Source organism: Stieleria varia, assembly GCF_038443385.1.
GTDB classification, from domain to species: Bacteria; Planctomycetota; Planctomycetia; order Pirellulales; family Pirellulaceae; genus Stieleria; species Stieleria varia.
The window spans coordinates 5,344,266-5,370,539 of record NZ_CP151726.1; the positions used below are offsets into that span (position 1 = coordinate 5,344,266).

Below are 26,274 nucleotides of genomic sequence, written 5' to 3' on the forward strand. Positions count from 1 at the left end.
CAGGCAACGGGTACCCAGTGGACTTGACCGTGGGGAAATCGAGCACTCGGATCAGTTCCAACTTCCACACTGGACTTGATCACTAGCCGCGTTGATCGACCGACGTCAGCCAGAACGGCGGTTTGATTGTCCAACTGAAAACGCCCCATGCCTTCCTCGGTTGCACGTCAGGGTTCGTTGGTTTCTTCACTTGGATACGGCTGACCATCATAGGACCTGTACCCGTCGCCTGTCGACGAAATATCCGTCGTGCGGTTACCATCCCGACGACGGGCAACGTCAGTGATCTCGATCGCAAGAAACTCGCGTTCGTAAAGTCCCAAGTGTCCGTACTTACCCTCGGGGCTGAGATAGCCGATAACCTTTACGCGCGCAATCCGACCACGAATCGATTCAAGACGGCGTGCAATCTTATCGTCAACCTCTCGCTCGAATTGCGGCATTGGAAGAGGTTCCCACCTAATGTGATTCGTTTTGCACTCGTCAAGCGTTGACAACCACCATGAGTCTCTGGGCGATTGATTCTTTGGCTCGTAAAACGCGGATATCTCAGAACCAGTCAGCCAATTGCCCGTACGTTTGGTAAGTTCGTATCCAAATCCGCTAAGAACCTCGTGTGTCGCTGCGGGATTACGTTTGCGGTAGTCGATTCCCGCGTTGAGTCCCGCGAATTCTGGGTACTTCTCAAGGTCCATGTGTTCTGGGCTAAACCCTGTATATGCCCACAAAAACATCGAAGCGAATGCGCGGCGTTGCGCTCCAAAGCCATCCGGATTATCAGGCAGATTCTTGATGTGCTCGTCGGCCAACCGCAACACGAAATCGGGGATTGGACGATGTTTGTACCCCAGGTCCTGGGCGTGTATCGTCGTGCACGCAAACGCTGCCAATAGAGCGAAGATGAACTGACGTGTACGCATCCAATTCAATCCAACGAACGCCACCGTTCACCGAGCCCGCGCGATGAACGCATCCATTTCAAAAGCACCCGATCGCGGGCTTGGGTGAGTAGGCCGGGGTCTCTTTGGTATAGGTTACGGTTTGTTTTCCCTGTTTGCCACCCGTTTCCTCTGGTGGTTTCACAATATTGTAACCATGCCGCATTGCCCCCCGGCCCCTCGTAGATCCGGACGTGCCGTGTTGCAGCATCCGGCTCCCAGATTTCACCTAGCAATCCGCCTGATGATGGCGAGGCACGAACCAGTGCAATCGACCGACGCGCTGGAGTGCGCGTTGTGAAAGCAGGGGACGGGCTCTCGAAACTCCACGGACAAAAGGAACGCCGCGATCCAGCCTGGTTAGCACCGAGGGTCCGTCACTGAGTACGGTAGGTGCCAGGTCTGAATCGCGTGAAATCCCGACCGCCTTCCCTCGATCGATATTACTCGACTTCGTTCCACTTGATTGGCCTTCAAGCTTCAACAGTAGTATTTGGTCGTCCGACTCCCTGAGCGTCACTTGTCTTCGTCGCTCATTCCACTTCTCGGACATACTCACTCGCCCGCAATCGGAGATCGCGAATCGATCAAGAACCTCAGGGTCTCACCGGTTGCCTGACTGACGCTGTGTGTAGCGCGCGTGAGCCGACCAAGGCGAACAGCAAGCGTTCTTCGGGGCGCCGACTCCGGGTCTCTCCACGAAGCTCGCCAATGACGCGTCGTGAAGTGTTGCCTTGGGGCATGCACAAACCTTGGCCACTGCAATCACCTGATTGGCGCCAACAGATACCAAATTTCGCAGCTATTCCCCTTCACAGCCGCGCACACCGCCCACAGTCCATTCATCCTGACTACGTTTCTGCCTGTCTCGATCCTAAGAGTCCAGTGCTTCAACGACTGACTTCGACCACCGGTCTTATACAGCCGCTGCAACACTCAATACTGGGCCTGTGGCTAGCAGTTACCCAGGCGGGATCTCCCCCCGCTCGTCAATCAGACCTTGCCAGTCCGCACGTGCATTTTCTAGTTCCCCGCCTACGTGTCGCCGCTTGGCTTCGGCGTGTCGGATTGCGTGTAGCGTTCTCCAGTCTGCGGATCATACAGCGCGCATCCGAATCCTGCCATCACGTCTATCATCTGGTTTAGCGGTTCGGGGTTCTTTAGAAGCTTATAGCCGCAAGTCATCGAAACCTGAGTCGCCGTTACCGACCATGAAACCTCAAAGTAGCTCCCGTTTCCTTCCCAGGTCATTGATGTAAGTCCGTCTACAATGTCCGGAAATTCTGCAACAATCGCGGCTTTGATTTCGTCAATCGGGAGGAGTGCAATTCCGTCAATCAGCTTGTCTTCTGCAAGTTGCTGGCAGATTGCGTCGGGAGACAGAGCAGATGGTCTCGTTTGACGCCAGAACCAAAGATCGTACGACATGTTTCGCTGTATGCTCGATGCAAGTATAGAGTTTTCGTTGTAAGTCGGGGAACGGTACGGTTCAGCGGGGCCGCGTGAACGAATCTCGACTTCAAAAACGTCAACTCGCGGCCTCCGTTGCATTACGCCCAACATGGGCGTGATCTTGTGGGCTGAAAGTCCCCTGTACTTAGTTCCGGTAACGTCCAGTAGGAGACAGTATACCAAATGTAGATCCGAAAGAAGTAAGTACGAGGCCTGTCTCGAAGATACCCGGCAACTGCGCACAAGGTGACAAACCGTGGGGAGGAAGCCTGTGAATGTGAGCGTCAAGCTGGATAGCCGCCGAGAACCGTCCGGGTCATAGGGTCAGTCCCGCCGATTCGGGCATGGTTCAACGCAATTCGTTTCCAGACGCATTCACGCCAAGACCCATCAGGTCCGCGCGGAGCTTGCAGTAGCACGGAACAGAAACCCTATAGAGGCCGACACTGCAGGCCCATCGCTGTGCGATTCCCAAAAATCTGCTGACAGCGAAACCGAACCGGAAAAGTTGGTGGAGGTAGATGGGGAGCTTGGGTGGGGACTGATCACGCGTTTCAAGACCATCGCGTCTTGAAACGTCCCTTATTTGGGGAGGACTTCATCCTGTGCCCGCTAGTAGAGCTTGCTCCAACGCGGGGTGGGCCGTGGTAACACGAACCCACGATCGAAGTCGGCAGCAGAGGGCATAGGAGTAATCCGCCGAGTCCAACGGCGACACAAAGGCCTGAACGTCACAAGACAAGGAACGGACCACCGATGAACTCTGATGCTTCCTCGCTCTCCATCCGGGCTTGACCCGGTGGAAGCAAGACTGATGAGCTACAAAGAAGCAGTCGATTCGCTTGGCTCCCCTCCGGCCTCGTGCCGGTGGTAGCAAGGACGATCACTGGCCATCTCAAGTCGCGTTCGTCCCGTTGCCACTGGCACGAGGCCAGTGGGGAGATGGGGTTCGATTGGCCTGCGGTGTCGTAGCCAGTCAGTCGGATTCACCACCGGCACGAGGCCGGTTGGAGTCTGGTCAAATCGAACGAATGGTAACAGCTATGCAGACGACTTTGTGATTTTCACAAAGACCGAAGCGGCGGCGCAGCGTGTGTACGGGAGCACCGAACGCTTCTTGACCGAGCGTCTGAAATTGTCCGTCAATCACGACAAAAGCAGCATCCGCAAGACGGATGGGCTTGAGTACGTGGGCTACGAGTTTCGTGGCTACGGCGGCCAAATTCGCGTGAGCAATAAGGTCGTCGGGTACGCGCCTGCTACTGGAAACAGTGGCGGAAATCGAAGACCCGTCTGAAGAATCTGATGTCGTTGGGCGTGTCCTATCGTGTCGCTCGTGGCTTTGCGATGAGCGGCAAGGGCCCGCGTTGTTTGGCAGACAGAGCGACTTTCCGCGACTTCTGGTGTCCAGCGAGCTTTATCCAACGAATACCTAGCCGCCGAGGGCTTGTTCATTCTTGAAGAGTGCTGGCTATCGCTTGCATCCTTATGGCGAAACGCACTGTATTCATCGATCCTGGGCGGCCCCGCATGCTAGGTGTTGTGAGAGGAGTCCCGGGTAACCGGGCCCCTATCTCGATCGGCATGGTTACCCCACCTCGGCGTTGCGACGAGAGTCCAGCTTGACACGAATAGTAACGGCGATTCCGGTTGAGATCAAAGCACATGCCGCCGCTAGTCCCGCAATCCAGTTGATGACAGGAGCAATGTTTGGGGATGAGGCAAGTGGTAGCACGATCGCGATCGTGCCAATTGCAGCCGGAATAGCCCACAAAGGAGCACGGTTTTGAATATGGCGACAGCTGAGGTAGGCACCACCGATACCGAACACCGATGCGAGTGAAAGAAAGAACCCAACAAGCCGAGCAAGATCGTCGGTAGATCCGCTGTAACGACGATGGGATACGAAGGCGATCAACGCACCTGCAGTAAGTGTCAGCCCGAGGTTAAGCATCACCGCGGCGAACATCGCCCATCGGATCGACGGCTTCGATACTACGGTGTGCGATGTTGGTTCGTAAGGGTTCGGATGCAGTGTCGATGCTCCTGCTTGGGGTAACGATTGGATTAACGCGGTTCGCGCATTCGATGATTTAGTAAGCTAGATCAGCCCGCGAACTCGCGTTCAATCCTTGGTTCGTCCGATTGCAACAAAGCCCCCCTTCCCTTTTTCTCGAACGTGATGCAATGACACACCAGGCAAACCACGAACGATAGAAAAGAACAGCTCCGCAAACTCATCACCCAGGCCGATACTCTTTCCGTCGTACCAATCCCGCGCCGTTCGAATATCAAAATAGACCTCATCAACCAGACGTACGTTCATTTAGCTCGATCGGCTTCTAGCCTGGCACGAAGCTCATCGATCGTCATGCCACTCCCCGGGTTTTCCCGATACTTTGCCATCCTGCGATCTAGTTCCGCCTGGAATTCCGGACCAGGGGCCGGACAAGCGTCTTCGGGTAGAGAATCCCAAATTGCTTGGGCAATGCGAAGTCGGTCGGATGTTGGCAGCAAAGCCGCGTCAGAAATCAGTTGGTCAGCGGTCATTGAGTGTTCCTGGCAGTTTACGTGACTCTTCAAGTATAGCACGTTCGCCAACGGGAGCCATCCGAACGGCGGCTCACCCAGGAAGGCGGGTTTGTGGGAATTTCAGTCGGGTAAACGAAACGAAAACGAATTGCGGGCCGAGAAAAGGTGTCCGACACCTTTTCTCGACCACGGCATTGTTACACGTCTTTCACTGAGTCAGGCCACGAGCAATCGTTCGGGTTCATTGTAGCCGAGAAACGTCGCGTTCGTGTGGCGAGCAATAGTCGCGGCAAAGTGGAGCAGTTGTTGATTGGGAGCAGCGCTGTTCGTATCGAAACGGAGGAACCGCCAACGACGGCGACCGTGGTAGCAATAGATCGTATGCTGAAAACTGGATTGCATGCCGAGCGATGAGATTCCAAGCTCGTCGCCGTCATGCATGTGAAAATGTCGTGTTCGCACGCGTTTACCGCAAAGAAAAGTGGTTGTTCTAAGCGAGCGAGATCCAGAATCAACTTCGGCGTATGACCTCAAGTAGAAGAAGCAAGCAAACGTAGCGTTCCAACACGCAACAACGGCGAAGAAAAGAAGAAGGCCCAAAAGGTCGTGTGAGTTGGGTTTGCGAGCAGCAAGTATTGACACAGCTACCGCGAGCGGCATGCTCCAAGCAAGGACCGACATTGGAAGCAAAACTGTCAACCGAATCTTACGTGAAGCGCCGCAGTAAATCGGGACGCGATACAGTCCGTCCGAGATCGCTTCAATTGGCGGAACGTCGATCACAATAGTTCCTTCGGGTAACGGTACGCGTAACCGGAAACGCGCGGGAAGGTCTCTAACGGCCAATTCGCTCAGTTCGCGTTCTCCGGTTCACGCGATGGTTACCCGCCGTCGTGTGGGTTTGTACTCAACCTATCAGACGCGACAGACGCAGCTGTAAGTAATTGTGATTGATGATGCAATAGTCGAAAGAGATGGTAGTAGCCCAATCGCATGAAACCCATCATGACGCTCGCGAACGCGAAGGCTAGCAGACCAAAGTACCACGATGGCCGTGATGCGATGAAGGCGAATCCACCGACAGCTATTACGGCAGCGATAACGAACATTGGGTATGCCATTCTCCGCTGTGGCTCAAGATCCGAAACTGCAAGTATGCGTTCGAGTCGAGCGAGTTCGCGGTCGGAAAGTGTTACGCTGGCCATATTGGTCGAAAGACGTGGTAGGTAGGGCGGATCGTCGTTGTTAGCACTTGAGTCGGGTAACGGTACCGATCACCCGGTACGCGCGGTTGATTGTCCATTTGAGAACGCCCTGCTCGCGTACTGGGGGTGAGTAGGCCGGGGTCTCTTTGGTTTAGGTTACGGTTTGTTTTCCCTGTTTGCCACCCGTTTCCTCTGGTGGTGTCACAATATTGTAACCATGCCGCATTGACTCCCGGCCCCTCGTAGATCCGGACGTGCCGTGTTACAGCATCCGGCTCCCAGATTTCACTTGTCCCCCGCACTTCGCTTCGCCCGTGACATCGCGATCAGGTCCGTTAAACCGACGGGGCTCGCCAAGGGGTGACGCTCCGTGAAGAGATTGAAATCGTCCCAGTTCACGTAGCTCTTTTGACTGCGGCGGCTCAGGTGACGTTTTGCCATCCGGCGAACCTTGCTTCGGAACGCCATCAGCATCGGCCAATTGTCATTGATCCCGTAATACTGATAGTGCCCCCGAAGTTTCGCGTTGAGCACTTGCCACATTTCGCCCACCGGAGTGGAGAGCTGATGATGAAACCAGAGACGCATTTCACTCAGCTTCATACGCAGCTTCTTACCCGACGTTTTCCTTTTCAGTTTGAACTTCCCGGCACGTGACCGGCCGCAGTAATGAGTGAATCCGAGGAAGTCGAATACCGCTGGAGCGCCTTCACCCAACCGCTGGCTATCGCGACGGGCGAAACGTCCAAAACGGATCAACTTGGTTTTCTCCTCGGCGATTGACAGCGAGAACCGGGCAAGTCGCTTGGGCAATACCGCTTGGTATCTCCTCGCATCAGATTCAAGTTCAATGCCGCACACGAAATCATCAGCAAAGCGTACGATGTACGCTTCGCCCCGAAGCCGTGGCTTGACTTCTTGCTCGAACCATTGGTCCAACACGTAATTCAAATACACGTTGGCCAACAACGGGGAGAGACTTGCCCCTTGTGGGACACCGTCTTCGGTTGCCGTCAGCTTGCCATCGATCATCACTCCGGCTCTAAGAAAACCGGTGATCAGTCGAAGCATCTTCGGGTCGCTGACACGGATGCGCAGCAATTCGATTAAGCGTTCATGAGACACATTGTCGAAGAAACCTTCGATGTCTGCGTCACTGATCCAGTTCACTCTTTGCGTGGCGATGATCGCCCCAAGTGTCGACAGGGCCGCGTGACAGGATCGCTTGGGACGGTAACCATACGAAGCGTCATGAAAGTCGACTTCGTAGATTTGTTCCAAGATCATCACGACTGCGCGTTGGACAAGTTTGTCCTCCACGCAAGCGATACCAAGCGGCCTCGTTTTCCCATTCCCTTTGGGAATGTTCTTTCGCAAACTTGGTCTCGGCCGATAGGAGCCTCGGTGCAGTCGCAGAAGAAGGTCCTGCAGGTTGGCCCGCAGATTCTCTTCGTAGTCTTCCACCGTGACGTTGTCGACGCCGGGCGTCTTGCCTCGTTTCAATCGGCGAAAGGCGTACCAGAGCAGCTCGTAGTTGAGCAGCGAGAAGAGGTTGTTGAAAACCGCTCCCGGGTCCGCTTTCGCTCGTTGAGAGATGCGATCCAGCCTGGTTAGCACCGTGGGTCCGTCACTGAGTACGGCCGGTGCCAGGTCTGAATCGCGTGAAATCCCGACCGCCTTCCCTCGATCGATATTACTCGACTTCGTTCCACTTGATTGGCCTTCAAGCTTCAACGGTAGTATTCGGTCGTCCGACTCCCTGAGCGTCATTTGTCTTCGTCGCTTATTCCACTTCTCGGACATACTTACTCGACCACGATTGGAGATCGCGGATCGATCAAGAACCTCAGGGTCTCACTGGTTGCCTGACTGACGTTGTGTGTAGCGCGCGTGAGCCGACCAAGGCGAACAGCAAGCGTTCTTCGGGGCGCCGACTCCGGGGCTCTCCACGAAGCTCGCCAATGACGCGTCGTGAAGTATTGCCTTGGGGCATGCACAAACCTTGGGCACTGTAACCATCTGATTGGGGCCAACAGGTACCAAATTTCGGAGCTATTCCCCTTCACAGCCGCGCACACCACCCACAGTCCATTCATCCTCACTACCTTTCTGCCTGCCTCGCTCCAGAAAGTCCAGTGCTTCAACGACTGACTTCCACCACCGGTCTTATACAGCCGCTGCAACACTCAATACTGGGTCTCTGGCTACTGGGCCTGTGGCTAGCAGTTACCCAGGCGGGATCTCCCCCCGCTCGTCAATCAGACCTTGCCAGTCCGCACGTGCATCGGGTGGTTCGCATGCTTTATGCGCCACCGTTCGAGTTCAACTCGGCGACGATCTCTGTGAATCCGTTACTCGTCGCTATCGCGATGGGGGTATTGCCAACATTCGGATTCGTCGTTCGATAACCAATGTGACTATCGTGTTCGCTGTCACGTTCAAATCCGCCTGGGTTGTTTGCATTTGGATCAGCCCCATATCTTAGCAAGACCGCAACGGATGCAAGTCGATCTGCATCCGAAATGGCCGTGGCCCGAAGTACGGAATGCAGTGGGCGCCAACCGTCGTTGTCGACATGTTCGATATTCGCTCCCGCCTTAAGCAAGGCTTCGACCATTTTGGCGTCACCTTTCTGTGCGGCGATCGTAAGTGATGACATCCCGTAGTCATCCGTTAGATCTGGGTCCGCGTTTTGGGTTAAGAGAAACGTCGCGGTATCGCGATGGCCACTGTAAATCGCACATTGGAGTGGTGTCATCTGCCCGCTAATGCCGTCAATGTTTGCGCCTTTGATGAGCAGTAGTTTAGCGGCGTCGGTCTGACCAAAGTGCGCGGCAATCGAGAGCGGAGTGTTGTTGAATGCGTCAGAAGTGTTGGGGTCCGAACCATTCGCGAGCAGCCGTTCGATCTCGGCGGTATCGCCGTCGCATGATGCGTTTAGCATCGGGTTTTGAAAGTCGTTGAGATCAACCGTTGCGAGAAACAACAACGGAATCGCAACCAGCAAGATCACAACACACGCGAAAAGTATGGCGATGCGTTTCATTCCACCAAGTCATGCGAACGTCGGGGTTGACCGGGGACGAGCGGAAAGGCAACCACTACCCAAACGCGCTTTCGAGTCCTCCGCGTCCGACCCATGGTTCGTCGGTGTCTTCGGATCGTCCAAGTATATCAGATGCGTTGCTAATTCACGTCTGAACTAGGATCCGCCAACGCTACGTCAATCATTGCGCGTTCGCGGGCGAGCTGTATCTGCCACACGGCGAAACGCGCCACGAGCACAAATCCGGCCGTAGCAAACATCGACCCAATCATCGCGAAGAGCAAGTTCACGATAATGCCCACAGGATGATAAGTTGAGTCAAATTTGCACGGCCCGGTCTCGTGCGGGAGATGTACGGCATGATGATTGGTGCAAGCCGTCAGCGGAATCCCGAATTCGATTATGTACGGTTGCCGGAAACATTGATCCTCTGGAAGCGGAAAAATGAAGTTGCAGAGAGCGTGTTCTGGCGATGGGATCCGATTCAGCGCGCCAAAGCATGCGAAGACAGATGTGAAAAGAATCAACGTGCGAATTGTGAAACGTGGGAATGGCATCGTTACCTTCACACGACGAACGTCACCCGTCACCGAGGCCGGACGGTTGACTTTGCATTCAAGTAAACGCGCAAGCCGGCCTTCGGTGCACGGGATGGTTACCCGCCGTCATTGGCCGATGCCGCGCTCGCGAAGAAGCTCAATCTCAGCTTGCAGACGCTCGGCCTTTGTGAGCAATACGTCTTGCTGAAGTGCGATGCCATTGTCGAATTGCTGACGCGTCCAGTCCTCGATCCGCTTCATGTTGGCAACAACCCTTTCCCGGATTGCGATGCGATCAGCGGGTTGATTCGTCAATTCAAGCTCGGCATCGAGCAGCTGAGTTTCGGCAGCAATCACGACGGTGGTTTCCGTACGACCGCTTTTGTAGGACGCCTCGACTGCATCGAGACGCTCTCGGAGCGTGTCACGCCTTTCGGTCAACAGTTGACGTACGTTGCCGTCAGGAGCCGCTTCGTTGTTGTCAGCGTTTGTGAAGGCGGTCATGCCGACGCAGACGGCCAAAATAGCAATACTGCATAGTAACGTTCGGGTCGACATCAAAGTCTCCTTGTGGAAGTTGCAAATTCAGTCGGGTAACGGCCGCGATAACCGAATCGCGGGAGTTGACGCTCCATTTGAAAACGCCCTGCTACCGCGACTTCGGTTCATCGCATTGTTCTGTCACGGTGTTTGTGTACCGAGACAACGTAAACTAAAAGGGAATCTCATCCAACTCGGCGGCGGCTTGCACCCCCGCGTCGACTGTGATCCGGGACGCCAGTGCCGCAACAAAATCAGGCAGATGGCGAACCATGGTTTTGCGAACGTCAAAAGTCGATTCAATCAGCGGTTTTGATTCACAAGTCATTGTGGATTTGTCGCTGAAGAAAGGACCGCCAGGCGCGTCGACCTCGACGCACGCATCCCATTTCCGGAATTCGTAATAGAGTCGAAATCGCCCTTTGGCATCTGGTTTCCACGAAAGAACTTCTTCGTGCATCTCACCGTTTCCGCTTCCCCATTCGTCCATAGAAGCACGAAAGGAGCTATCGTCATCGGCAACAAAACCTTCACCAAGAGAGAAGTGAAACTCTTCTTTGGGCGCGTTAGCACTCAAGTAGGATTCCAGCTTCTTGATGTCATTTGATACGTGATCGCGGATTTCCGCGTGGTTCTTGATGACATCGTCAGCGGCGTCAATCGCCGCCTGCAGGGATTCCGAATGGAACCCATCGGGTTGAGTAGACATATCGTCTCCACCTAAATCAAGCGTTAGCGAAGGAGTCAACCTTCAGGATTTATTCCAATCAAGGACAAAGGAGCGCCAATCAAGGCTGCGCAAATGTTAGCGGATCGTGCTTCGCAGTCAAGTATCGAGTGACAGAACGGCGGCGATCAGCGGGCCGGGAGAGTTGACTTTCCATCTGTGAAACCCTGCAAGCCCGGCTCCGTTGCATCGCATGGTTCGCCGCGACTGTCTGTTGCGTTCAGTCGCCGCCTTCAGCGTAGTAGCGTAGCTGTTTTGCGTATTCGCCGTCAAACGATCCGTGTGGTCGTTCGCCGTCACGGAAGTAGCGCTCGAGCGTCGTCTTGGGGTGAATCCAATGTTGTTCGATGCCTTGTATCGGTGTGATCACGTCGGCAGGCAAGTCCGGTATGTCCTCGTTTGCGAACGCCACCAGCGATTCAAAGTCAACGGAAATGTGTTGTGCCGCCGCGTCCATTGTCCTCGGATCGGGGAGGTACTTAGTGTGGTACTCGTAGCCAACTAAATCATCCCAGTTAGCCGGAGGCGAACCGTCGTGGTCCTCGGCGTATGACGCGATGATGCAGGTAACGCCCCACTCGTAGTACGCCGACTTGATGCCGCGTTGAACATTGATGGCAGTCCATCCAAGACACGCGACTATCAGAGTCGGCAGTGCGATCCAAAGCAGCGTTTTGGTGCGTTGTCGCATCGGCATACTTCAGTGCAAGGTGACAACGGATTGATGATAGCCATTTCCAGTCGGCGAACGGCACCGTTCACCTAGCCGCCGGTGAACGGTATCCATTTCAAAAACGCACCTTCGGCGGCTTAGGTGCAACGGTTGGTTCTGTCGCGATCATGGGCTGCGTCACGACCCAAATCGATGACAGCCCGAACCAAATTACGGAATGAGTCGAAAATGACCTCGCGTTTGCCAATCCTATCGTGCATCAAGATCGATTCGTGTTCGAGTCGAACGATTGGGCAATCGTCACCATCGAAATCAGATAAGTCAAAGCAAATTGGATCATAACAACAATCCGGAGCTAGAGCAAATCGAACTAAGCGTAACGGCATCAGCGTATTGTTCAGTACCGGATCGGCAAACATGGTCGTCGAAAGGTCAACGAAATCGGTAGCTGGCGGATTCGCGAATAGTCGACATATGCGCAGATCCACCTCAAGCCAACCAAAGGACTCAGCGAACGACTCGAACAATTGTGGAAGTCGACCAACGCGTCGAAGGCCGTCAATGCGGACACGCGGAGCGGCTAGCCGCGTGGGATGCCACCTAACGATGCTCCAATCTTCAGCGGGTGCCTCGTCAACAAGCGCGGGTGGCGGAGGTCGATCGTGCGGACAGAACAGTTCGTCGAGAATCGAGAACGATTCCGCGAAGGCATCAAGCAGTTCGCTATCGCTCCGTGGTTTCATGCAAGTAGATTCTCTGCGACAGAACGCTACCAATCACCCGGCGGCGACGAGAGATTGTCCATTTAAAAACGCCCCACTTCGCCGCTCGGGTGCATTGGATTGTTCGCTGCCGAATCCTCAAAAATCAAACTCCAACGCTTCGCTTGAGCCGACCTCGATGCCCTGCGCCGCCCAGTGCTGCACAACAGCGTCGATATCAGCACGAATACCAGACAGGTCTGGCGGCAAGCCCAATTCTACGGCGCGGCTCCGATAGAGGACTCCGGCACCGAAGCCGGCCAATGCCGCGACGCACTTGAGATAATGCTCGGCCCGTCGAGCTGGACTACGCAAGATATTGTAGTCCAGACGCACTGCATCGAATGGACCGGGATGACGGTAGACCGGCTCTCCGTCCACCAACGGATAAAGCCAAATCGGTACATCGTCGCCTTCGTCGTTCAACGATCGTATTCCGAAGAAATCGTCCACCTGCTCAAACTGAAGGTCCGCCAGAGGTTCGAAAGCAAACTTTCCCGACGGCGAAAACTTAGGATGTCTGTCGCCGCAAATGAGAAACAGATCGCCAAATGTCGGGCGCGAAGGGGCGAACGAAATGTCGATGCTCGCGCCCTGGTAAAGCAGATTCTCGGGCAGATCAGCCATCTGCGACTCCTGGCAGCGAACGGCGGCGTTGACCGAGCGACGCCATTGTGGTTTCCATGTTCATCCGCCCGATGCGTCGCTTCGGTCCAACGCATGGTTCTGTCGTCTTCCGTGGCGGCACTGTACCGCTCGGATGCGACCATTGGATTGTACCGCATGCTCGAACCGCACTGCAATTCGAGTCCTGGATTCCGCTCCTGATTTTGCCCCGCCGACGATGTGGCCGAAGTCGAATGCCGATGCCGGACCGTCACACGTGTGCCAATGGGAACAAGTGGTTCGAGCATCCGGTCGACCACACTCCATTTGACGCGCAACGGTTCAGCGAGAGAACGCGCGGCCGAAGCCGACGTGCTGCTGTCGGCCCCATGATCTGCCAACTCATTCGATTGGTCGATCGCTACATCGACACGCGACGATCGAGCACTGTAACGACAGAACGAGTGCAATCACTCGGTCGCGACAAGAGAATGTCCATTTCATACCGCCCGACTTCGCGGCTCGGGTGCATTGCGTGGTTCGGAAAACTATGGCTCAAAATCCGGGTGAGAGATCTGACACGTGACAATACTTTGTACGCGCATTTGGTCGCCACCCGTCCGCACAAACCAAAGCTGGTCACCATCTTGGACGAGCTTGCAATCGGACAATGGGCTGTCCTTTTTGGTGGCGAATTCTTCAGTCGGCATCATGAGAATATTGAAGGTAGCGCCGTCGAACACGTGCACCTCGATCTTTGTCGAGAATCTTTCAAAGCGCGCAAGGCATTCAATCAAGAGTTTGGCTGGTTCGTGAACATCGAAGACGTCAAAGGGTGGCAATCTTCGAATCGATCGAATTTCCAACGATTCAAAATCGCCATGACGTCGCGCCAGCTCTCCATTTGACGCGACCTGCGATTGAACGAACTCAACAGTTTCCGAGGCGATTCGTTTATCGTCACTGGAGACCTGTCTCGTCTGGTGTGTAGCAGACTCACAACCGGAGAGAGCGACAACCGCCGCGCAAGCTAGGGCAGTACAAGTAAGGCTTCTGAAAGCAATAAGTCGCATTTGTCATATCTCAATTGGAGTAAGAACACAACGCGTTGGCGAGTTCCAACACCCAGTCTTGTCTGCCGAACGGTGGACATCACGGGGGACGCGCGAAGGACTCAACCACTGCCCAACCGCTCGGCTCGCGTCGTTCGGTGCATGTCATTGTTCCCCGCGTTTTTCCGTTTCGACAGGACATGACCCAACGTATCGGGAAAACGTCATGACATACGGATCGTCAACAACGAGTTGTGTGATTGAATTGTATGGGATCGCGTACGGCGCATCAAACCATCGTCCTGCAGAGTCAAAGAAAACAAATTCAAGTGACGAACCACCCAGCGCAACGATTCGACCGATGTGAAAGCCGAATTCCTCAGAGTCAGCGCAGTTTTCGCACTCGATCTTGACGTTCACGTTCTTTTCGTAAATGGATTTAAGCGCCGCTCGCAAGCTGTCGGTAGCAAACCACGGAGTCGTTTGGGCAAGGCCAGCGTGGCCTTCGGCTGCGATCATCTGGGTCCACGGCTCGTTGATGACAAGGTCAGCGACTGTCGATGATGGCATCACAACGTAGCCTGCCGGCAAAACCCGTCAAAGTCCCTCACGACGATCAACTGTGAGCTTCGCGACAGTAAGTAGCCGCGGATCTGCCCCTCCATTTTTCGTTTGACATCAATGATGTGAGGCGAACGTAGCGTCATGCAATGTAGTTTGTCATCAGTCGGCGAACGAATTGCGATCTATGCAGGCACAGGACGTGCATGCATAGATCGGGCGTTGAGCTTTGTCGGAGGTTGACGTCCCGTAGGACTTGGATCGGAGCGTCCAATCCACCCTCAAAAAGATTCTATCTCGAACGACACTCCCGGTGTCAAACCAGGCAGGTACATCTGGATCGCTTTTGCCGGTTCCGGCCCCGTTTCCATTGCGACTTCTACCTGCGTTTCCAGGTACCAGTCGTAATAATCCGAACCGTAGTGTGCCGTCCAGAACTCGCGGTGCGACTCCCGCTGGCGCTCCGCGTACCACTCCGGACACGTCTCACTCTCTCGCCAGAACAACTCCTTCCACGTCGGCTTGGGCGTTTCACACACCAAACTTAGCTCGATGCTCCCGCAGTGCGCACACTCGGGCAACGATGGAGGCTCCCACTGCGAGTCCATCGAATCGACCGCTTCGGTCGGCGTTTCCGAGACCTCCGGCTCTGTCCCCAGCAACTCCTGACAACGAGCCATGTAGCCTGCCAGTCGGTTGTTGCTCCAACCGCCGAAGTACCGAGACTTGGTCAACTGGTCCGGTTGGATATGCAGGCACCAGCGGCGTGTGAACTCGGGCACTGATAGCTTGATCGGGACTTGTTCCCGCTCACCGCCCACACGTTTTCCTTCACGGGCCATGAAGACCACCTCGTCGCTGTCCGCAGCGGTGATGCGGTGGTTGCTGATCGGCCCGCTGGTCAGATAGCGTGTCAAGTAGTTGACCACTTCGCCGCCACCACTGGTCTCCTTGGGCGGCGGTTGGATGTAGGCAACCCATTGAGTCGACTCCAGGTTCTTGACGAACACCTCCCAATTCTCATCGCTTTGCAGGTACTCGAACTTCCCGCCCAGCTTCAGTTTGCCGTCGCGTCGCAAGCGACGAAGTTTCGCGATCGCCCGCTTACGGAAGTCTTCCTTCAACTTCTCGGAGTCGACCAGATAGTAACCATCCGAATTGCGAACCCCCGGCGGCGTCTTGGCTTCTTTCCAGTCATCGCCACTCAAGCTCGGCCCGGCACCGGGCACCAGCATGTGAACATGCCAGTGTGCCTCCAGTTTTTGGTTCCAAGTGTGCAATACGCTGATCGCTGCCGGATCGTAGTCTTGCTCGGACTTGATGTTCTTGGAAAGGCTCTTCCAAGCCGTGCTGACCAACAAGTCCGCCAGCTCGTTTCGGTTGGCCAGTGCCAACTCGGAGAGATCGCTCGGCAGGGTGAAGACGACTTGATAGTACGCCACGCCGGATAGGATCAGCTTGGACGCCTTGTCATTGAAGTCCACTCGCTTGCTGCCACTGCATTGGGGACAGTGGCGGTCGCCGCACGAGTTGTACCGTGAGCTGCTCTTACCGCAGTCGTTGCACAGATACTCGCGACCGCCAAGCACATGCGTGCGGCAAAGCGACAGCTTCGCCAGCACGCTCTGGACTTGGCCGCAAGTCGATGCGTCGACCATCGACGCCGCACCGACCCGCAAAATCTCCGCGACGGTTAGCTTTTCTTGTTCGGCTGCGAATCGTCGTCTTTCTTTGGTTTCCCGTTCTCCTCCGGCGGCCCTTCTTCGGGTATTACGTACGTCGGCAGTTGTTTCACTGGCAGCCAGTCCAGCGGGCTCGGTGCGCTGCTGAGGTGCTCGCGACGACAGTGCAGATAAATCATCGTCGTCAGGAAACTCGCGTGACCCAGCAGCCGACTGATGGTCAGAATGTCCACTCCGGCTTCCAGAAGTCCGGTCGCGTAGCTGTGTCGCAGAGCGTGCGGAAAGATCCTCTTTTTGATCCCCGCCCGCTTGCCTGCTTCCTTCATCGCCTTGCGGATTGTCGTGTCGGCGTAGGTCTTGTTGGCCGAGTTGCCCGGGAACAGCAAGCCCTCCGGACGATACTTCAGCCAGTAGATTCTGAGCTCTTTCAAGAGCCTCGGTGAAAGCGGAACGCTTCTCTCCTTGCGTCCTTTGCCGCAGGCGATCTTGACCATCATGCGGTCCGAGTCGATGTCCGCGATGGTCAAGTTGGCTGCTTCTGAGAACCTCATCCCGCAAGCGTAGAGGGTCATCAGGAAGGTTCGATGTTTCAGATTGGGAGTGCACTGGAGCAGCCTGTCGACTTCGTTCCGGCTCAGCACGGTGGGCAGTTTCTTTTCACGTCTGCCGAAGGGCAGCATGGTGACTGGCCAGGAAACGGGGATGGAATGTTTGTAGAGGAACCGTAAGGCACAGACTGCCTGGTTGAAGCTGCTGTAGGAACCCTTTACCTCTTCGATCAGATAAAGCTGGAACAATCGAACGTCTTCCGGGGTTACGCGGTCTAGCGGTTTTTTAATGAAGTCGGCGAACCGCTTGGTGTGGTAGGTGTACGCGTCGATGGTGGCCTGAGCGTAATTGCGAATCTTCAAGTCTTCCGCGAGACGTTTTGTGAGTTCGCAGGAACGTTTTTGATAGGGAGTCATGTTGTGAATCCTGAGTGGAAAGGGAAACAAAAAAAGGTTGTCCAACCTGCGAATGAGATTGGTGTTTCCGAGGCTGCTTACGGTTAACAAAAGCGCAAGTAAAAACTGGAAATAAAGTCAAAAAGAATCAAAACGTTCAACGATTAACCCGGCGATTTACGGGTCGCATGCGAAGAAAAAAAGAATGAAAGAAAGACTGTCGCGAAGCGAATCAAAGACCTTTGAAAGACACGTCAGCATGCGTGTGCACTGGGGTCAGCCCAGCCCAAGCGGCGGGCGAAAGAAGGTGCGGTGTGCGAATGCAAGAAGAAGCACAATCAACGCTTGAAGTTGGTTGGCAAGGAAGCCAACGCCTCCTTTCTCGCAAGGATGCGTACTCCTAACTTGCCCCAAAGAACGATCAGCAATCCACTGCCAGATTCTTCACAAACTCAACCAACAGAGACCCGATTAAGTTCAACGACAGCGGTAACCGGGCCGCCGCCAAGAAACTATGATTCCAAATCCCGCGTCATCGGCGGCTCCGGTTCACCGCATTGTTCTGTGCCGTGCGCTGCGAGAACGGCGTCCACCGCAACAGACAGTGGCACGTTGTATTTGTCTGTGATCGTTGCTGCACGTGACGACGATCTGGGTTTGATTGTAATCGTATTGTCGCGAACGGCAATCGATCCACAAAGCGGATACACGTCATTCGCGGACTGTAGTTTCGTGAGAGTAGTGCGACCGCGTTGTCCGGCTCGTTTATCGGTGTAGGAAACAAACGCAATCGACTGTTCCTGCATCGGTCGAATCTGGAACGACACATCGACCCGATATGATGAAGTCTCTTTGGTTTTTACGATGATTTCGAGTTTCGAGCGGTATCGCTTTAGGTCTGCAGCAACATTCGCCAGTGTATCGGCAGTGCCGTCAAAAGCGTTGATCGCGAATGACGTCAGATCGACAATGTGATCATGTTTTGCATCGTCGTCCAATGAGTCCCATTGATCTAGTACTAGTCCAACATCCACGTATCGAATTCGGGCGTCCATGTTCAGCGTTGACGGTTCGGCAATGCCGGGCGGCAAAGCCGGCGTAAGGATCACGTACAGGTGATCGAAGCCGGGGAGTGTGAATTCACGTTCGCGAAGTTTGCAAGCAAACCGATCACCAATTGCGCCGAAGGATCGAAACGGAATCGAGTACAGCGTGCCGAGCGAATCGTGGCGGACGTTGCCGAACTCGGTACGCCCCGGATTCTCGTAGTAGCGGATGTCAGCAATCAGTTTCGGTTTCGCGTTCATCCGAGAATGTTGAGGCACAGAACGGTGGCGTTGACCGAGCGACGCCATTGTGGTTTCCATGTTCATCCGCCCGATGCGTCGCTTCGGTCCAACGCATGGTTCTGTCGTCTTCTCTAGCGGCACCGTACCGCCGGGATGCGACCATTGGATTGTATCGCATGTTCAGACTGCACTGCAATTCGAGCCCTGGCTTCGCGCCTGATTTCGTCCCGCCGACGATGTGGCCGAAGTCGAATGCCGAGGCCGGACCGTCACACGTGTTCCAATGGCAACAGATGACTCGACCATCCGGTCGACCGCACTCCATTTCGCGCGCAACAGTTCGGCGAGAGGTCGCATTGCCGAAGCCAACAATATGCTGTCGGCCCCAAGACCTGCCAACTCATTCGACTGGTCGATCACTACATCGACACGCGACGATCGAGCACTGTAACGACAGAACGGCGGCCATCACCCGGCACGCGCGAGTGAAGCCGCAACGTGAAAAACGCCCGATCGCGTGCTCGGGTGCATGGCATTGTTATTTGGCGTTTTCGTTGGGTTCAACTACGTAGTGCCTGATCCCACGGTCGTTGCCCCAAGGCTCCCAACGACCGTCATCCGAGATTTCACCGTAGCATTCAGTCTCTGTATTGTATCCGAAACAATATCCTTGGAAGTCGTCTCCGAGCAGGAAGATTCCTACGTGTTCATCTCGAGGACCGTAGATTTCTTCGGGGTCGATTGGGCCGGAGTAGATGTTTGGTCCAGCTTCAGTTTCGCCCCATCCGACAGCAGATAAATAGTCGAAGTAATCGTCGCGCAACTGTGGGTATTGTCGCCGAAGCTCCGCAATCGATTCGAATGTCAGTGGTGTGGGCATTTGTGGTCGATGCGAAAGGATGCACCGCGAGTTCTGAGCCAAATAACGGCAGCGTTCAGCGAGCCGGGACGGTTCACTTTCCACTTCATAGAATCGCGCAAGCCCGGCTTCGTTGCAACCCATGGTTCTGCTTTATTCTCTTGGTGGAATTGCAAATCGTTTATCTACTTCAGGAGGCAGGCTCGCCGCAAACTCTTGCATCGCAGCCAGCGCAGCATCTTCCGTCGCGTATCGATTCAGCAATCCTGGTATCCAATTTGAATTCGCGGCAGTACCGGGTAGTGAAAACTCTGACGTCAGCCAGTTGAGGAGTAGCCGTGGAGACTCGTCGTCCAATGTCTCGCCTTCAGGGTCCGCAAATCGTGCTGCGTAGTCGAGTCCTGACAAGAAGGCGATGACCTCGGCAAGCGTGCCGCCCGCCGTCCACATGCTTGGCTTAGCACAGATCAACTCAGCCAGATTCTTCGGCGTGCGGTACGGAATACGTTCTCGAGTACAACTTGTTAGCAGAACGGCACGCGTAACCGGGAACGCGCGGAAAAGTTTCTAACAATCAAATCGCTCAGCTCGCGTTCTCCGGTTCACGCGATGGTTCGCCGCCCTTTGCATCACGTGTCTGGTAACGCAATCGATTGAAGGTATTCATTCACAATGGACGGGAGTTTGTGAATGTCTTGGTGTGTCTCAAAGCCAATCGAATAGGTCTCGTCACCTTTCGTAACAATCGTTTCGTGACGGAACAACTGCCAATATTTCCAATCGTCCAATGTCTTGGATTCGTTTATGGTAACTCGATTCGGACAATCGTGTCCATGGAATTGGAAAGTGTCCGGGAAATGGCTCACGTCAATAGGTTCAGTGAGTCGTTCGATCCAGATTGTAGACTGGTATCGAAGGCCATGATGAACGCCTAGCCAATGCTCGTCGCGATCCGAATGGTACAAAGCGGGCTTCCAGTGCTCAGGAGCGATAAGCGACATCCCATTTCCATGATGAACGCGCCGCGTTTCGTTCGGTAGAGTAGCGGGAATGTCCGAACCAGCGAGCGAAACTTCACGTGCGGCACGAATTGCGGGGATCAATAGTGCGATGAGTACACCCGCGATTACGAAGACAACCAGCGCATCAGTTGGGGAGATGCGAAATCGTCTGCGCATGGTGTTCATAGGCGGGCGGACCTAATCACGGCATTGTCAGTCGGCGAACGACGGCCGTCACCTGGGACGGACGATTGATTTTCCATTTGTGAAACCGCGCAAGCCGTCCTCAGGTGCACGGCTTGGTTATTGGCGGTCCATTTCGCGGAGTGGGTCCATCGCCCTCGCATTAGCGCGCAATTTGGCCAATGATGCGGCTAAAGGCTTGGAGCACATCTTGGATATTGTATCAAAGTCTGCGGCGGTCACGCATTCCATCGCCGCGGCCATGTGCAGAAAGTCATCCGTTCTCTGGATCATCCACCAGCGGTCAAAAAAGTCAGTGGACAGTTCGGATTTGCCAGCAAAAAAGTTGTCGTCGTAGAATTCGCGGTAGTTCGCAACGAAGACGAGCTTCACTGCGGCTTCATGTTCAGCGTCACTGATAACGCGATTGCTCAGCATCTCCGGATTGAAGTAAATGTTGACCTCAGCGTGGAGTGATTCCGCAAGTTCCGAATCAAGTTCAGTACACGCGCGCAACGCATCACGAGCTCTGATGATGTACGCATATGTGCGAGGAAATGACACGATTTTCTGATGCCAATAACGTCCGGGATCAGCGGGCGGCGGAAGTTGACATTGATCTCACGAGAAACCGCACCACCGCCGCTCCGTTGCATCCCATGGTTCGCCGCATCTTTCTTCGCGGTTTCAAGTAGATTCTAGTGCCAGTCGTACCCACACCACAAGCATTGTTTCGCAACCGGGGTACGAACGAGTCGTTGACATTGTGAGCAGCGGTTTTCGATGAGGTCATCCCGCCGCGTTTCCAATACACGATCCACGGCATTTGCAACTCGGTCCTCGTGTGGATCCTGAAACGCGGTTAGCACGTCTGCATCATCGACGTGCCCGTCGCGTTCCTCAAGGTATTCGTGAAGCTTGAGGATCTTTGGGTGGTCGGAATCGCCAACAATCGGCGCGCTGTATTCGGTAACACGCCGTTCCAGCGGTGTCATCAAGTGGGGAAAGTGCTGCAACACGTATGCACGCAACGCAACATCGTCATCATAGGTGTCCGCGGTCATTGCGACGCCACAGAAGGTTGTTGGATGTAGCGACATGATGTGGGTTCACACCTTGTCGGCGAACGACCGGCATCACCGGGCGGGGAGAGTAAAGTTGTCCATTTCAAATTCGGCCGCAAGCCCCGCTCCGTGTGAATGCCATGGTTATGCACCGTTGTACTGCTTCAGGAACCATCTCTCAAGGAAGATGAATCCGTCAACAGTCATCAACGGATATTCGGCGGTATCTCTTTTCGTGGCATGTCGCACCAACTCGTCGCAGCGCCAGAGTTCGTTGGCGACAATGCGAAAAGTGAGATTGCCATCGTCAGAAGATGTTTCTCCAGCGGAAACTACATTCCAGCCTCTTTTCGCGAATCCAGTACATGCAGTCCATCGCGGGCGATGGATGCCAGTTGTAGGAGCAAGCTGTTCGTACGATGGTGCAAATCCGCGAAACTCCAATTGCATGACGTCACGAAAATGCTTGGAGACGTGAACGACTCGGACATAGGCAAAAGTATCGTCGACGGGAATCTGAATCACATCACCGTGTACTGCTTTTGAGCGTCGAATCATGAACAGTACCTGAGAGCCGATGGTGCATAACGGCAGGGATCAGCGGGCGGCGGGAATTGACATTGATCTCACGTAAAACCGTACTACCGCCGCTCCGTTGCATCCCATGGTTACGTCATTTCTTGAGGGCAACTCGGGCGACGAAATCGTTGAAGTCTGCGTATTCGGACGGAGTCAATTCGTAGTCTGATTCGTGATCCGCCCAGTATATCGCATCGCTGCATTTACCGCTGTCGAGTCCAAAGCACAGATAATCACCACACCCGTTGTCGGAGAACGGCAGAGCGATTTCCGCGACAGATCCGAGATACTCGGTTTCACTCCATAGGCTCCAGCCACTTTCCGGATCGCACGAGTATACGTGGGAGTACAAAAAGTCACCGGCACCGTATGTTGTGAGAAATCGTCGATATTGCTGTGGCAGTTGAATCTTGAATCGCTGTTCGATCAACGAAATGCGATCCGGAGTCAGCGGGTCATCCCTGTGCACGTGTGAGCCGTCGAACAGTTTCGATTTCGAGCGAATCTCGCTGATCATTGCATCGATGCTTGCATCATCCATGTGCGTTCAAATTCATTGACGCAACGACGGCGTTGACCGAGCGACGCCATTGTGGTTTCCATGTTCATCCGCCCGATGCGTCGCTTCGGTCCAACGCATGGTTCTGTCGTCTTCCGAGGCGGCACCGTACCGCCGGGATGCGACCATTGGATTGTATCGCATGCTCGGGCCACACTGCAATTCGAGCCCTGGATTCCGCTCCTGATTTTGCCCCGCCGACGATGTGGTCGAAGTCGAATGCTGAGGCCGGACCGTCACACGTGTTCCAATGGCAACAGATGATGATACGAGTCCTGGATCGCCAGCACACGATCTCATGCACAACAGTTCGGCGAGAGGACGCATTGCCGAAGTCAACAACATGCTGTCGGCCCCAAGATCTGCCAACTCATTCGACTGGTCGATCACTACATCGATACGCGACGATCGAGCACTGTAACGACAGAACGGTACGCGTAACCGGGAACGCGCGAAAAAGTCTCTAACGGCCAAAACGCTCAGCTCGCGTTCTCCGGTTCACGCGATGGTTACCCGCTGTTTTGATCGTGCCACGAGTGACCGCACGACACACACATCCTAGCAGTTGGCGTCCGACATAGGGCAGAGCATTCAGCGCAGTAGTTCAGGAAGATATCGTCCGCGTGGTCTCGAAGCAAACGTTCACGAATTGCAAGCCGGGTCGGAATACGTCCGGCAGCTACTAGGTCCTGTGCTTCGGACGTAAGTTCCAGCCCACGAAAATCCGAAAGCTTCCGTTGAATTACTGGGTTTTGTGCATGCTCCGCTTTGAGTCGCATGTTTAGTACGCGTAACGCCAAGTCCTCTGGCTCGGTGCAGTATCGACCGTAGTGGTCCAGGACGTACCGCGTCAGTTCGTCGTCTAGCGATGAGTCAGATTCAAACATCACTCTGTCGGGTAACGTTACGCATCAGCGGGGACGGGCGAGAGACTTGCAAGCATACCAAAACGCTCACCACCCGTCCTCCGTTGCATGCGATGGTTACCCGCCGTTTTGCGATTGGCACTCCGGCGGAATCATATCCTGTGGCAAGCGACGCCCAAACACGAGCTCGTGCGCCTCGTTGTAGGGGTCGTCAGACTGTAGCGGCGATAATTTCCCATTGTGATCGACGAAAACACATTCACAAATCGTGCATTTCCAGATGCAGTAGCCACCTGCGACCTGCAGTCGACGCGGTCCCCTTGAAGTTTTGCACCCGCCGATGATCTCAAGTCCCCGTTTGCGGCATGCTGGACAACGCCGCGGGAATAGTTTCATGAACACCACGAGTACGACTACGTAGCCAAAGATGACCACGATGCACCATCCGAGAAGAGTCAGTATTCCAGTCATCCCGTTGGTGCACGAAACATTAGCGCAAAGTGTGAATGAATTTCAGTCGGGTAACGTCTAAAATCACCCGGTCGCGACGAGCGATTCTCCATTGTCAAAACGCCCGACTTCGCGACTCGGGTGCATTTTTTTGTTATCCATCTTTTTGCAGCTGGAGCTGGCCATCCTGTAGGGCCAACAAAAACGTCAATTGTTCATGCGGTTCAATGGTGAATTGTAACGTATTCGATTCGCGTCTATCGGCGGAAAGATGGTCGTAGTCGCGAACGACAATTACATGATCGCCCGGTTCAAGTTCAAGGTACACGCAGTGCTTTGGGGCCGTATCTCGATCACGCGGGGCAGTCGCGCGAATATACCTATCGACATAGATTTTGAAGTCTCGCAACGGAGTATCGTTGTGCGAGGAAGGCCGGACAATAAGCGAAGCGGTTTCGCGTTCTTTCCGTTGTGATTCAAGCCGGTCCCATAAGTCGTCATTTCCAAAGTTGAACATTTGAGCGACGCAGCCGGATTCACAGTATCGGCCGGGGTGCATCGGTGCATGAGTGTCGATTCCGTTTTGCGGAGGTAGAGTTGTGGCGGCTTTGATTTTATTTGGAACGTCAGCGATGCTGATGTCGTCTGGCAACCAGTAGATCAGTGCAGCGCCACAACTAGGGCAGACTTCGTCATCAGCGACAATGCGTTTCATTCTTGATGGATAACGGCGGCGTTGACCGAGCGACGCCATTGTGGTGTCCATGTTCATCCGGCCGATGCGTCGCTTCGGTCCAACGCATGGTTCTGTCGTCTTCTTTAGCGGCACTCTACCGCTGGGATGCGACCATTGGATTGTATCGCATGCTCGGACCGCACTGCAATTCGAGTCCTGGTTTCGTTTCTGAATATGTCCCGCCGACGATGTGGCCGAAGTCGAATGCTGAGGCCGGACCGTCACACGTGTTCCAATGGCAACAAGTGGTTCGAGCATCCGGTCGACCACACTCCATTTCACTCGCAACAGTTCGGCGAGAGGACGCATTGCCGAAGCCAACAACATGCTGTCGGCCCCAATATCTGCCAACTCATTCGACTGGTAGATCACTACATCGACACGCGACGCTCGAGCACCGTAACGACAGAACGGCACGCATCACGGGGCCGGCGGTGATGACTCTCCACTTGAAACCGGCCCGACCGCCGGCTCCCGTGCATGCGATGGTTCGCAGGCTTTCTTCCATTGCTGATTGACGTTGGATCGAGCCCAATGAACTCTCTCATCATGATCCACAAGTAGCGATTCACCTGATTCGAACACGAAGATTGTATCACGTGATTGACCGAAACAGGCAATCTCACTGATCCGTTGCGGAACTGCTTGCGATGCGCATATGAATGGTGGGCATTGCTCTGTTGACCAACCTTCATTGCCTATCGCGTCCAGTATCACGACAGCCCGACCCGACGGAGTAAATTCGGCGTGTGATAGCAATCGCGAGTAAACCTCGTCTTCTTCCCCATCGAGTCCGCCCTTCTGGGCGAGCCCAAGGTCAGGGTCGGTTGGATTCCTGAATGGACAGCACGAGTAGTCGGCTTCATAGTTGGCAGTCATCATTGCACCCAGGAACGCATCCCAGTCCAGTCCGACCTCAGATATGAATGACGTTGATTCGGGGAAGAACTTCTTCACGAGGCGAGCGGCTTCCACGAATGCGGGATCGTTTCCTTTCATGTGTCTGCCTGCGAACGTCCGGCGTCACCGGGCGGGGAGAGTAAAGTTGTCCATTTCAAATCCGGCCGCAAGCCCCGCTCCGTGTGCACGCCATGGTTACCCGCCGTCTTCGGGAGCATCAAAATCATGGGGTGACGCCGTGATCGTTAATCCATGCATGTCGTTTTGGTACAAAACCAACTCGGATTGGTTGTACAGCTTGTAGTTCGTTTCCGAATGGACTGTTTTTTTGGTTGACTGATCGAAAATTGAAACCCTGACGGCAATCAAGTCGCCGGCAATCGTGCTCTCGGGCGCGAACGAATTCTTCAGGCTTACAGATCCGACATACGCGACGGACACCGATGGCGAAAGATTGCTATCGCTCGTCGACGAATACGATTCAGTGAACTTCGTGAATGGGCTATCCGGAGCGAGAGCTAGGCGATGTG

Annotated in this window: 31 protein-coding genes; 3 read left to right on the plus strand and 28 right to left on the minus strand. The window is 54.6% G+C overall.

Features of this window, described 5'->3' with window-relative positions; genetic code table 11:
- Window positions 1–167: 167 nt before the first annotated feature.
- Both Pla52nx_RS18015 and Pla52nx_RS18020 read right to left on the minus strand, forming a co-directional pair.
- Window positions 168–920: a hypothetical protein gene (locus tag Pla52nx_RS18015; RefSeq protein WP_146521970.1), complete on the minus strand. Its 753-nt coding sequence runs from the start codon at window positions 918–920 to the stop codon at window positions 168–170.
- Between the two features lie 1,053 nt (window positions 921–1,973).
- Complete coding sequence (locus Pla52nx_RS18020; RefSeq protein ID WP_146521969.1) at window positions 1,974–2,366, minus strand: hypothetical protein; 393 nt, start codon at window positions 2,364–2,366, stop codon at window positions 1,974–1,976.
- 958 nt (window positions 2,367–3,324) lie between these two features.
- On the opposite strand from Pla52nx_RS18020, the gene Pla52nx_RS18025 reads away from it, so the two are divergent.
- Window positions 3,325–3,687: a reverse transcriptase domain-containing protein gene (locus Pla52nx_RS18025; RefSeq protein WP_261344268.1), complete on the plus strand. Its 363-nt coding sequence runs from the start codon at window positions 3,325–3,327 to the stop codon at window positions 3,685–3,687.
- 291 nt (window positions 3,688–3,978) lie between these two features.
- Here the strand turns inward: Pla52nx_RS18025 and Pla52nx_RS18030 are convergent, their stop codons facing one another.
- The 16 genes from Pla52nx_RS18030 to Pla52nx_RS18105 all read right to left on the minus strand — a co-directional run bounded on the left by Pla52nx_RS18030 (window position 3,979) and on the right by Pla52nx_RS18105 (window position 18,725).
- Window positions 3,979–4,359, minus strand: a complete 381-nt coding sequence (locus tag Pla52nx_RS18030; RefSeq protein WP_146521968.1) for a hypothetical protein — start codon at window positions 4,357–4,359, stop codon at window positions 3,979–3,981.
- A gap of 156 nt (window positions 4,360–4,515) precedes the next feature.
- Window positions 4,516–4,716: a hypothetical protein gene (locus tag Pla52nx_RS18035; RefSeq protein WP_146521967.1), complete on the minus strand. Its 201-nt coding sequence runs from the start codon at window positions 4,714–4,716 to the stop codon at window positions 4,516–4,518.
- A complete protein-coding gene (locus Pla52nx_RS18040) occupies window positions 4,713–4,940 on the minus strand; it encodes an addiction module protein (protein WP_146521966.1) in 228 nt (75 codons plus the stop codon). Before Pla52nx_RS18040 ends, Pla52nx_RS18035 begins: the two co-directional genes overlap by 4 nt.
- 198 nt (window positions 4,941–5,138) lie before the next feature.
- Window positions 5,139–5,363, minus strand: a complete 225-nt coding sequence (locus Pla52nx_RS18045) for a hypothetical protein (protein ID WP_197454879.1) — start codon at window positions 5,361–5,363, stop codon at window positions 5,139–5,141.
- Between the two features lie 1,049 nt (window positions 5,364–6,412).
- Window positions 6,413–7,861 carry a group II intron reverse transcriptase/maturase gene (gene ltrA / locus Pla52nx_RS18050; RefSeq protein ID WP_342190186.1) on the minus strand — a complete coding sequence of 483 codons (1,449 nt, stop codon included), beginning with the start codon at window positions 7,859–7,861 and terminating at the stop codon, window positions 6,413–6,415.
- Window positions 7,862–8,429: 568 nt separating this feature from the next.
- The gene (locus tag Pla52nx_RS18055) at window positions 8,430–9,173 is read right to left on the minus strand and encodes an ankyrin repeat domain-containing protein (protein WP_146523851.1); all 744 of its coding nucleotides are present in this window, start codon (window positions 9,171–9,173) and stop codon (window positions 8,430–8,432) included.
- Window positions 9,174–9,838: 665 nt separating this feature from the next.
- Window positions 9,839–10,270, minus strand: a complete 432-nt coding sequence (locus Pla52nx_RS18060) for a hypothetical protein (protein WP_146523852.1) — start codon at window positions 10,268–10,270, stop codon at window positions 9,839–9,841.
- A gap of 154 nt (window positions 10,271–10,424) precedes the next feature.
- Window positions 10,425–10,961, minus strand: coding sequence for a hypothetical protein (locus Pla52nx_RS18065; RefSeq protein WP_146523853.1), 537 nt, complete (start codon window positions 10,959–10,961; stop codon window positions 10,425–10,427).
- A gap of 238 nt (window positions 10,962–11,199) precedes the next feature.
- Window positions 11,200–11,670 carry a hypothetical protein gene (locus tag Pla52nx_RS18070; protein ID WP_342190187.1) on the minus strand — a complete coding sequence of 157 codons (471 nt, stop codon included), beginning with the start codon at window positions 11,668–11,670 and terminating at the stop codon, window positions 11,200–11,202.
- An 842-nt stretch (window positions 11,671–12,512) separates the two neighbouring features.
- Complete coding sequence (locus tag Pla52nx_RS18075) at window positions 12,513–13,040, minus strand: hypothetical protein (protein ID WP_146523854.1); 528 nt, start codon at window positions 13,038–13,040, stop codon at window positions 12,513–12,515.
- Between the two features lie 527 nt (window positions 13,041–13,567).
- Complete coding sequence (locus Pla52nx_RS18080; protein ID WP_146523855.1) at window positions 13,568–14,092, minus strand: hypothetical protein; 525 nt, start codon at window positions 14,090–14,092, stop codon at window positions 13,568–13,570.
- Window positions 14,093–14,236: 144 nt separating this feature from the next.
- Window positions 14,237–14,641 (minus strand): hypothetical protein, encoded by a 405-nt coding sequence (locus Pla52nx_RS18085; protein ID WP_146523856.1) that lies wholly within the window; start codon window positions 14,639–14,641, stop codon window positions 14,237–14,239.
- Between the two features lie 272 nt (window positions 14,642–14,913).
- Window positions 14,914–16,311: an IS91 family transposase gene (locus tag Pla52nx_RS18090; protein ID WP_425289823.1), complete on the minus strand. Its 1,398-nt coding sequence runs from the start codon at window positions 16,309–16,311 to the stop codon at window positions 14,914–14,916.
- A gap of 14 nt (window positions 16,312–16,325) precedes the next feature.
- Window positions 16,326–17,279 (minus strand): site-specific integrase, encoded by a 954-nt coding sequence (locus tag Pla52nx_RS18095; protein WP_342190189.1) that lies wholly within the window; start codon window positions 17,277–17,279, stop codon window positions 16,326–16,328.
- A 491-nt stretch (window positions 17,280–17,770) separates the two neighbouring features.
- A complete protein-coding gene (locus Pla52nx_RS18100; protein WP_146521554.1) occupies window positions 17,771–18,565 on the minus strand; it encodes a hypothetical protein in 795 nt (264 codons plus the stop codon).
- Window positions 18,537–18,725, minus strand: coding sequence for a hypothetical protein (locus Pla52nx_RS18105; RefSeq protein WP_146521555.1), 189 nt, complete (start codon window positions 18,723–18,725; stop codon window positions 18,537–18,539). The genes Pla52nx_RS18100 and Pla52nx_RS18105 overlap by 29 nt, the downstream gene beginning before the upstream one ends.
- Window positions 18,726–18,830: 105 nt before the next feature.
- Between Pla52nx_RS18105 and Pla52nx_RS18110 the strand changes: the two genes are divergently transcribed.
- On the plus strand, window positions 18,831–18,998 hold the full coding sequence (locus Pla52nx_RS18110; RefSeq protein WP_342190190.1) for a hypothetical protein: 168 nt from the start codon (window positions 18,831–18,833) through the stop codon (window positions 18,996–18,998).
- 87 nt (window positions 18,999–19,085) lie between these two features.
- On the opposite strand, the gene Pla52nx_RS18115 is transcribed toward Pla52nx_RS18110, so the two are convergent.
- The 8 genes from Pla52nx_RS18115 to Pla52nx_RS18150 form a co-directional block, all read right to left on the minus strand.
- The gene (locus tag Pla52nx_RS18115; RefSeq protein ID WP_146521556.1) at window positions 19,086–19,427 is read right to left on the minus strand and encodes a hypothetical protein; all 342 of its coding nucleotides are present in this window, start codon (window positions 19,425–19,427) and stop codon (window positions 19,086–19,088) included.
- 132 nt (window positions 19,428–19,559) lie between these two features.
- On the minus strand, window positions 19,560–19,877 hold the full coding sequence (locus Pla52nx_RS18120; RefSeq protein WP_146521557.1) for a hypothetical protein: 318 nt from the start codon (window positions 19,875–19,877) through the stop codon (window positions 19,560–19,562).
- A gap of 158 nt (window positions 19,878–20,035) precedes the next feature.
- The gene (locus tag Pla52nx_RS18125; protein WP_146521558.1) at window positions 20,036–20,593 is read right to left on the minus strand and encodes a hypothetical protein; all 558 of its coding nucleotides are present in this window, start codon (window positions 20,591–20,593) and stop codon (window positions 20,036–20,038) included.
- A gap of 117 nt (window positions 20,594–20,710) precedes the next feature.
- Window positions 20,711–21,154 (minus strand): hypothetical protein, encoded by a 444-nt coding sequence (locus tag Pla52nx_RS18130; RefSeq protein ID WP_146521559.1) that lies wholly within the window; start codon window positions 21,152–21,154, stop codon window positions 20,711–20,713.
- 134 nt (window positions 21,155–21,288) lie between these two features.
- Window positions 21,289–21,690, minus strand: coding sequence for a hypothetical protein (locus Pla52nx_RS18135; protein ID WP_197454812.1), 402 nt, complete (start codon window positions 21,688–21,690; stop codon window positions 21,289–21,291).
- Between the two features lie 108 nt (window positions 21,691–21,798).
- Complete coding sequence (locus tag Pla52nx_RS18140; RefSeq protein WP_146521561.1) at window positions 21,799–22,212, minus strand: hypothetical protein; 414 nt, start codon at window positions 22,210–22,212, stop codon at window positions 21,799–21,801.
- Window positions 22,213–22,327: 115 nt separating this feature from the next.
- Entirely contained in the window at window positions 22,328–22,774 is a 447-nt protein-coding gene (locus Pla52nx_RS18145; RefSeq protein WP_146521562.1) for an SMI1/KNR4 family protein, read from the minus strand.
- 12 nt (window positions 22,775–22,786) lie between these two features.
- Window positions 22,787–22,936 (minus strand): hypothetical protein, encoded by a 150-nt coding sequence (locus tag Pla52nx_RS18150; RefSeq protein WP_197454813.1) that lies wholly within the window; start codon window positions 22,934–22,936, stop codon window positions 22,787–22,789.
- A 106-nt stretch (window positions 22,937–23,042) separates the two neighbouring features.
- Between Pla52nx_RS18150 and Pla52nx_RS18155 the strand changes: the two genes are divergently transcribed.
- Window positions 23,043–23,213: a hypothetical protein gene (locus tag Pla52nx_RS18155; protein WP_342190191.1), complete on the plus strand. Its 171-nt coding sequence runs from the start codon at window positions 23,043–23,045 to the stop codon at window positions 23,211–23,213.
- A 1,049-nt stretch (window positions 23,214–24,262) separates the two neighbouring features.
- Here Pla52nx_RS18155 and Pla52nx_RS18160 read toward each other — a convergent pair.
- Both Pla52nx_RS18160 and Pla52nx_RS18165 read right to left on the minus strand, forming a co-directional pair.
- Window positions 24,263–25,195: a hypothetical protein gene (locus Pla52nx_RS18160; protein WP_342190192.1), complete on the minus strand. Its 933-nt coding sequence runs from the start codon at window positions 25,193–25,195 to the stop codon at window positions 24,263–24,265.
- Between the two features lie 69 nt (window positions 25,196–25,264).
- A complete protein-coding gene (locus Pla52nx_RS18165) occupies window positions 25,265–25,843 on the minus strand; it encodes a hypothetical protein (RefSeq protein ID WP_146523862.1) in 579 nt (192 codons plus the stop codon).
- Between the last annotated feature and the right edge of the window lie 431 nt (window positions 25,844–26,274).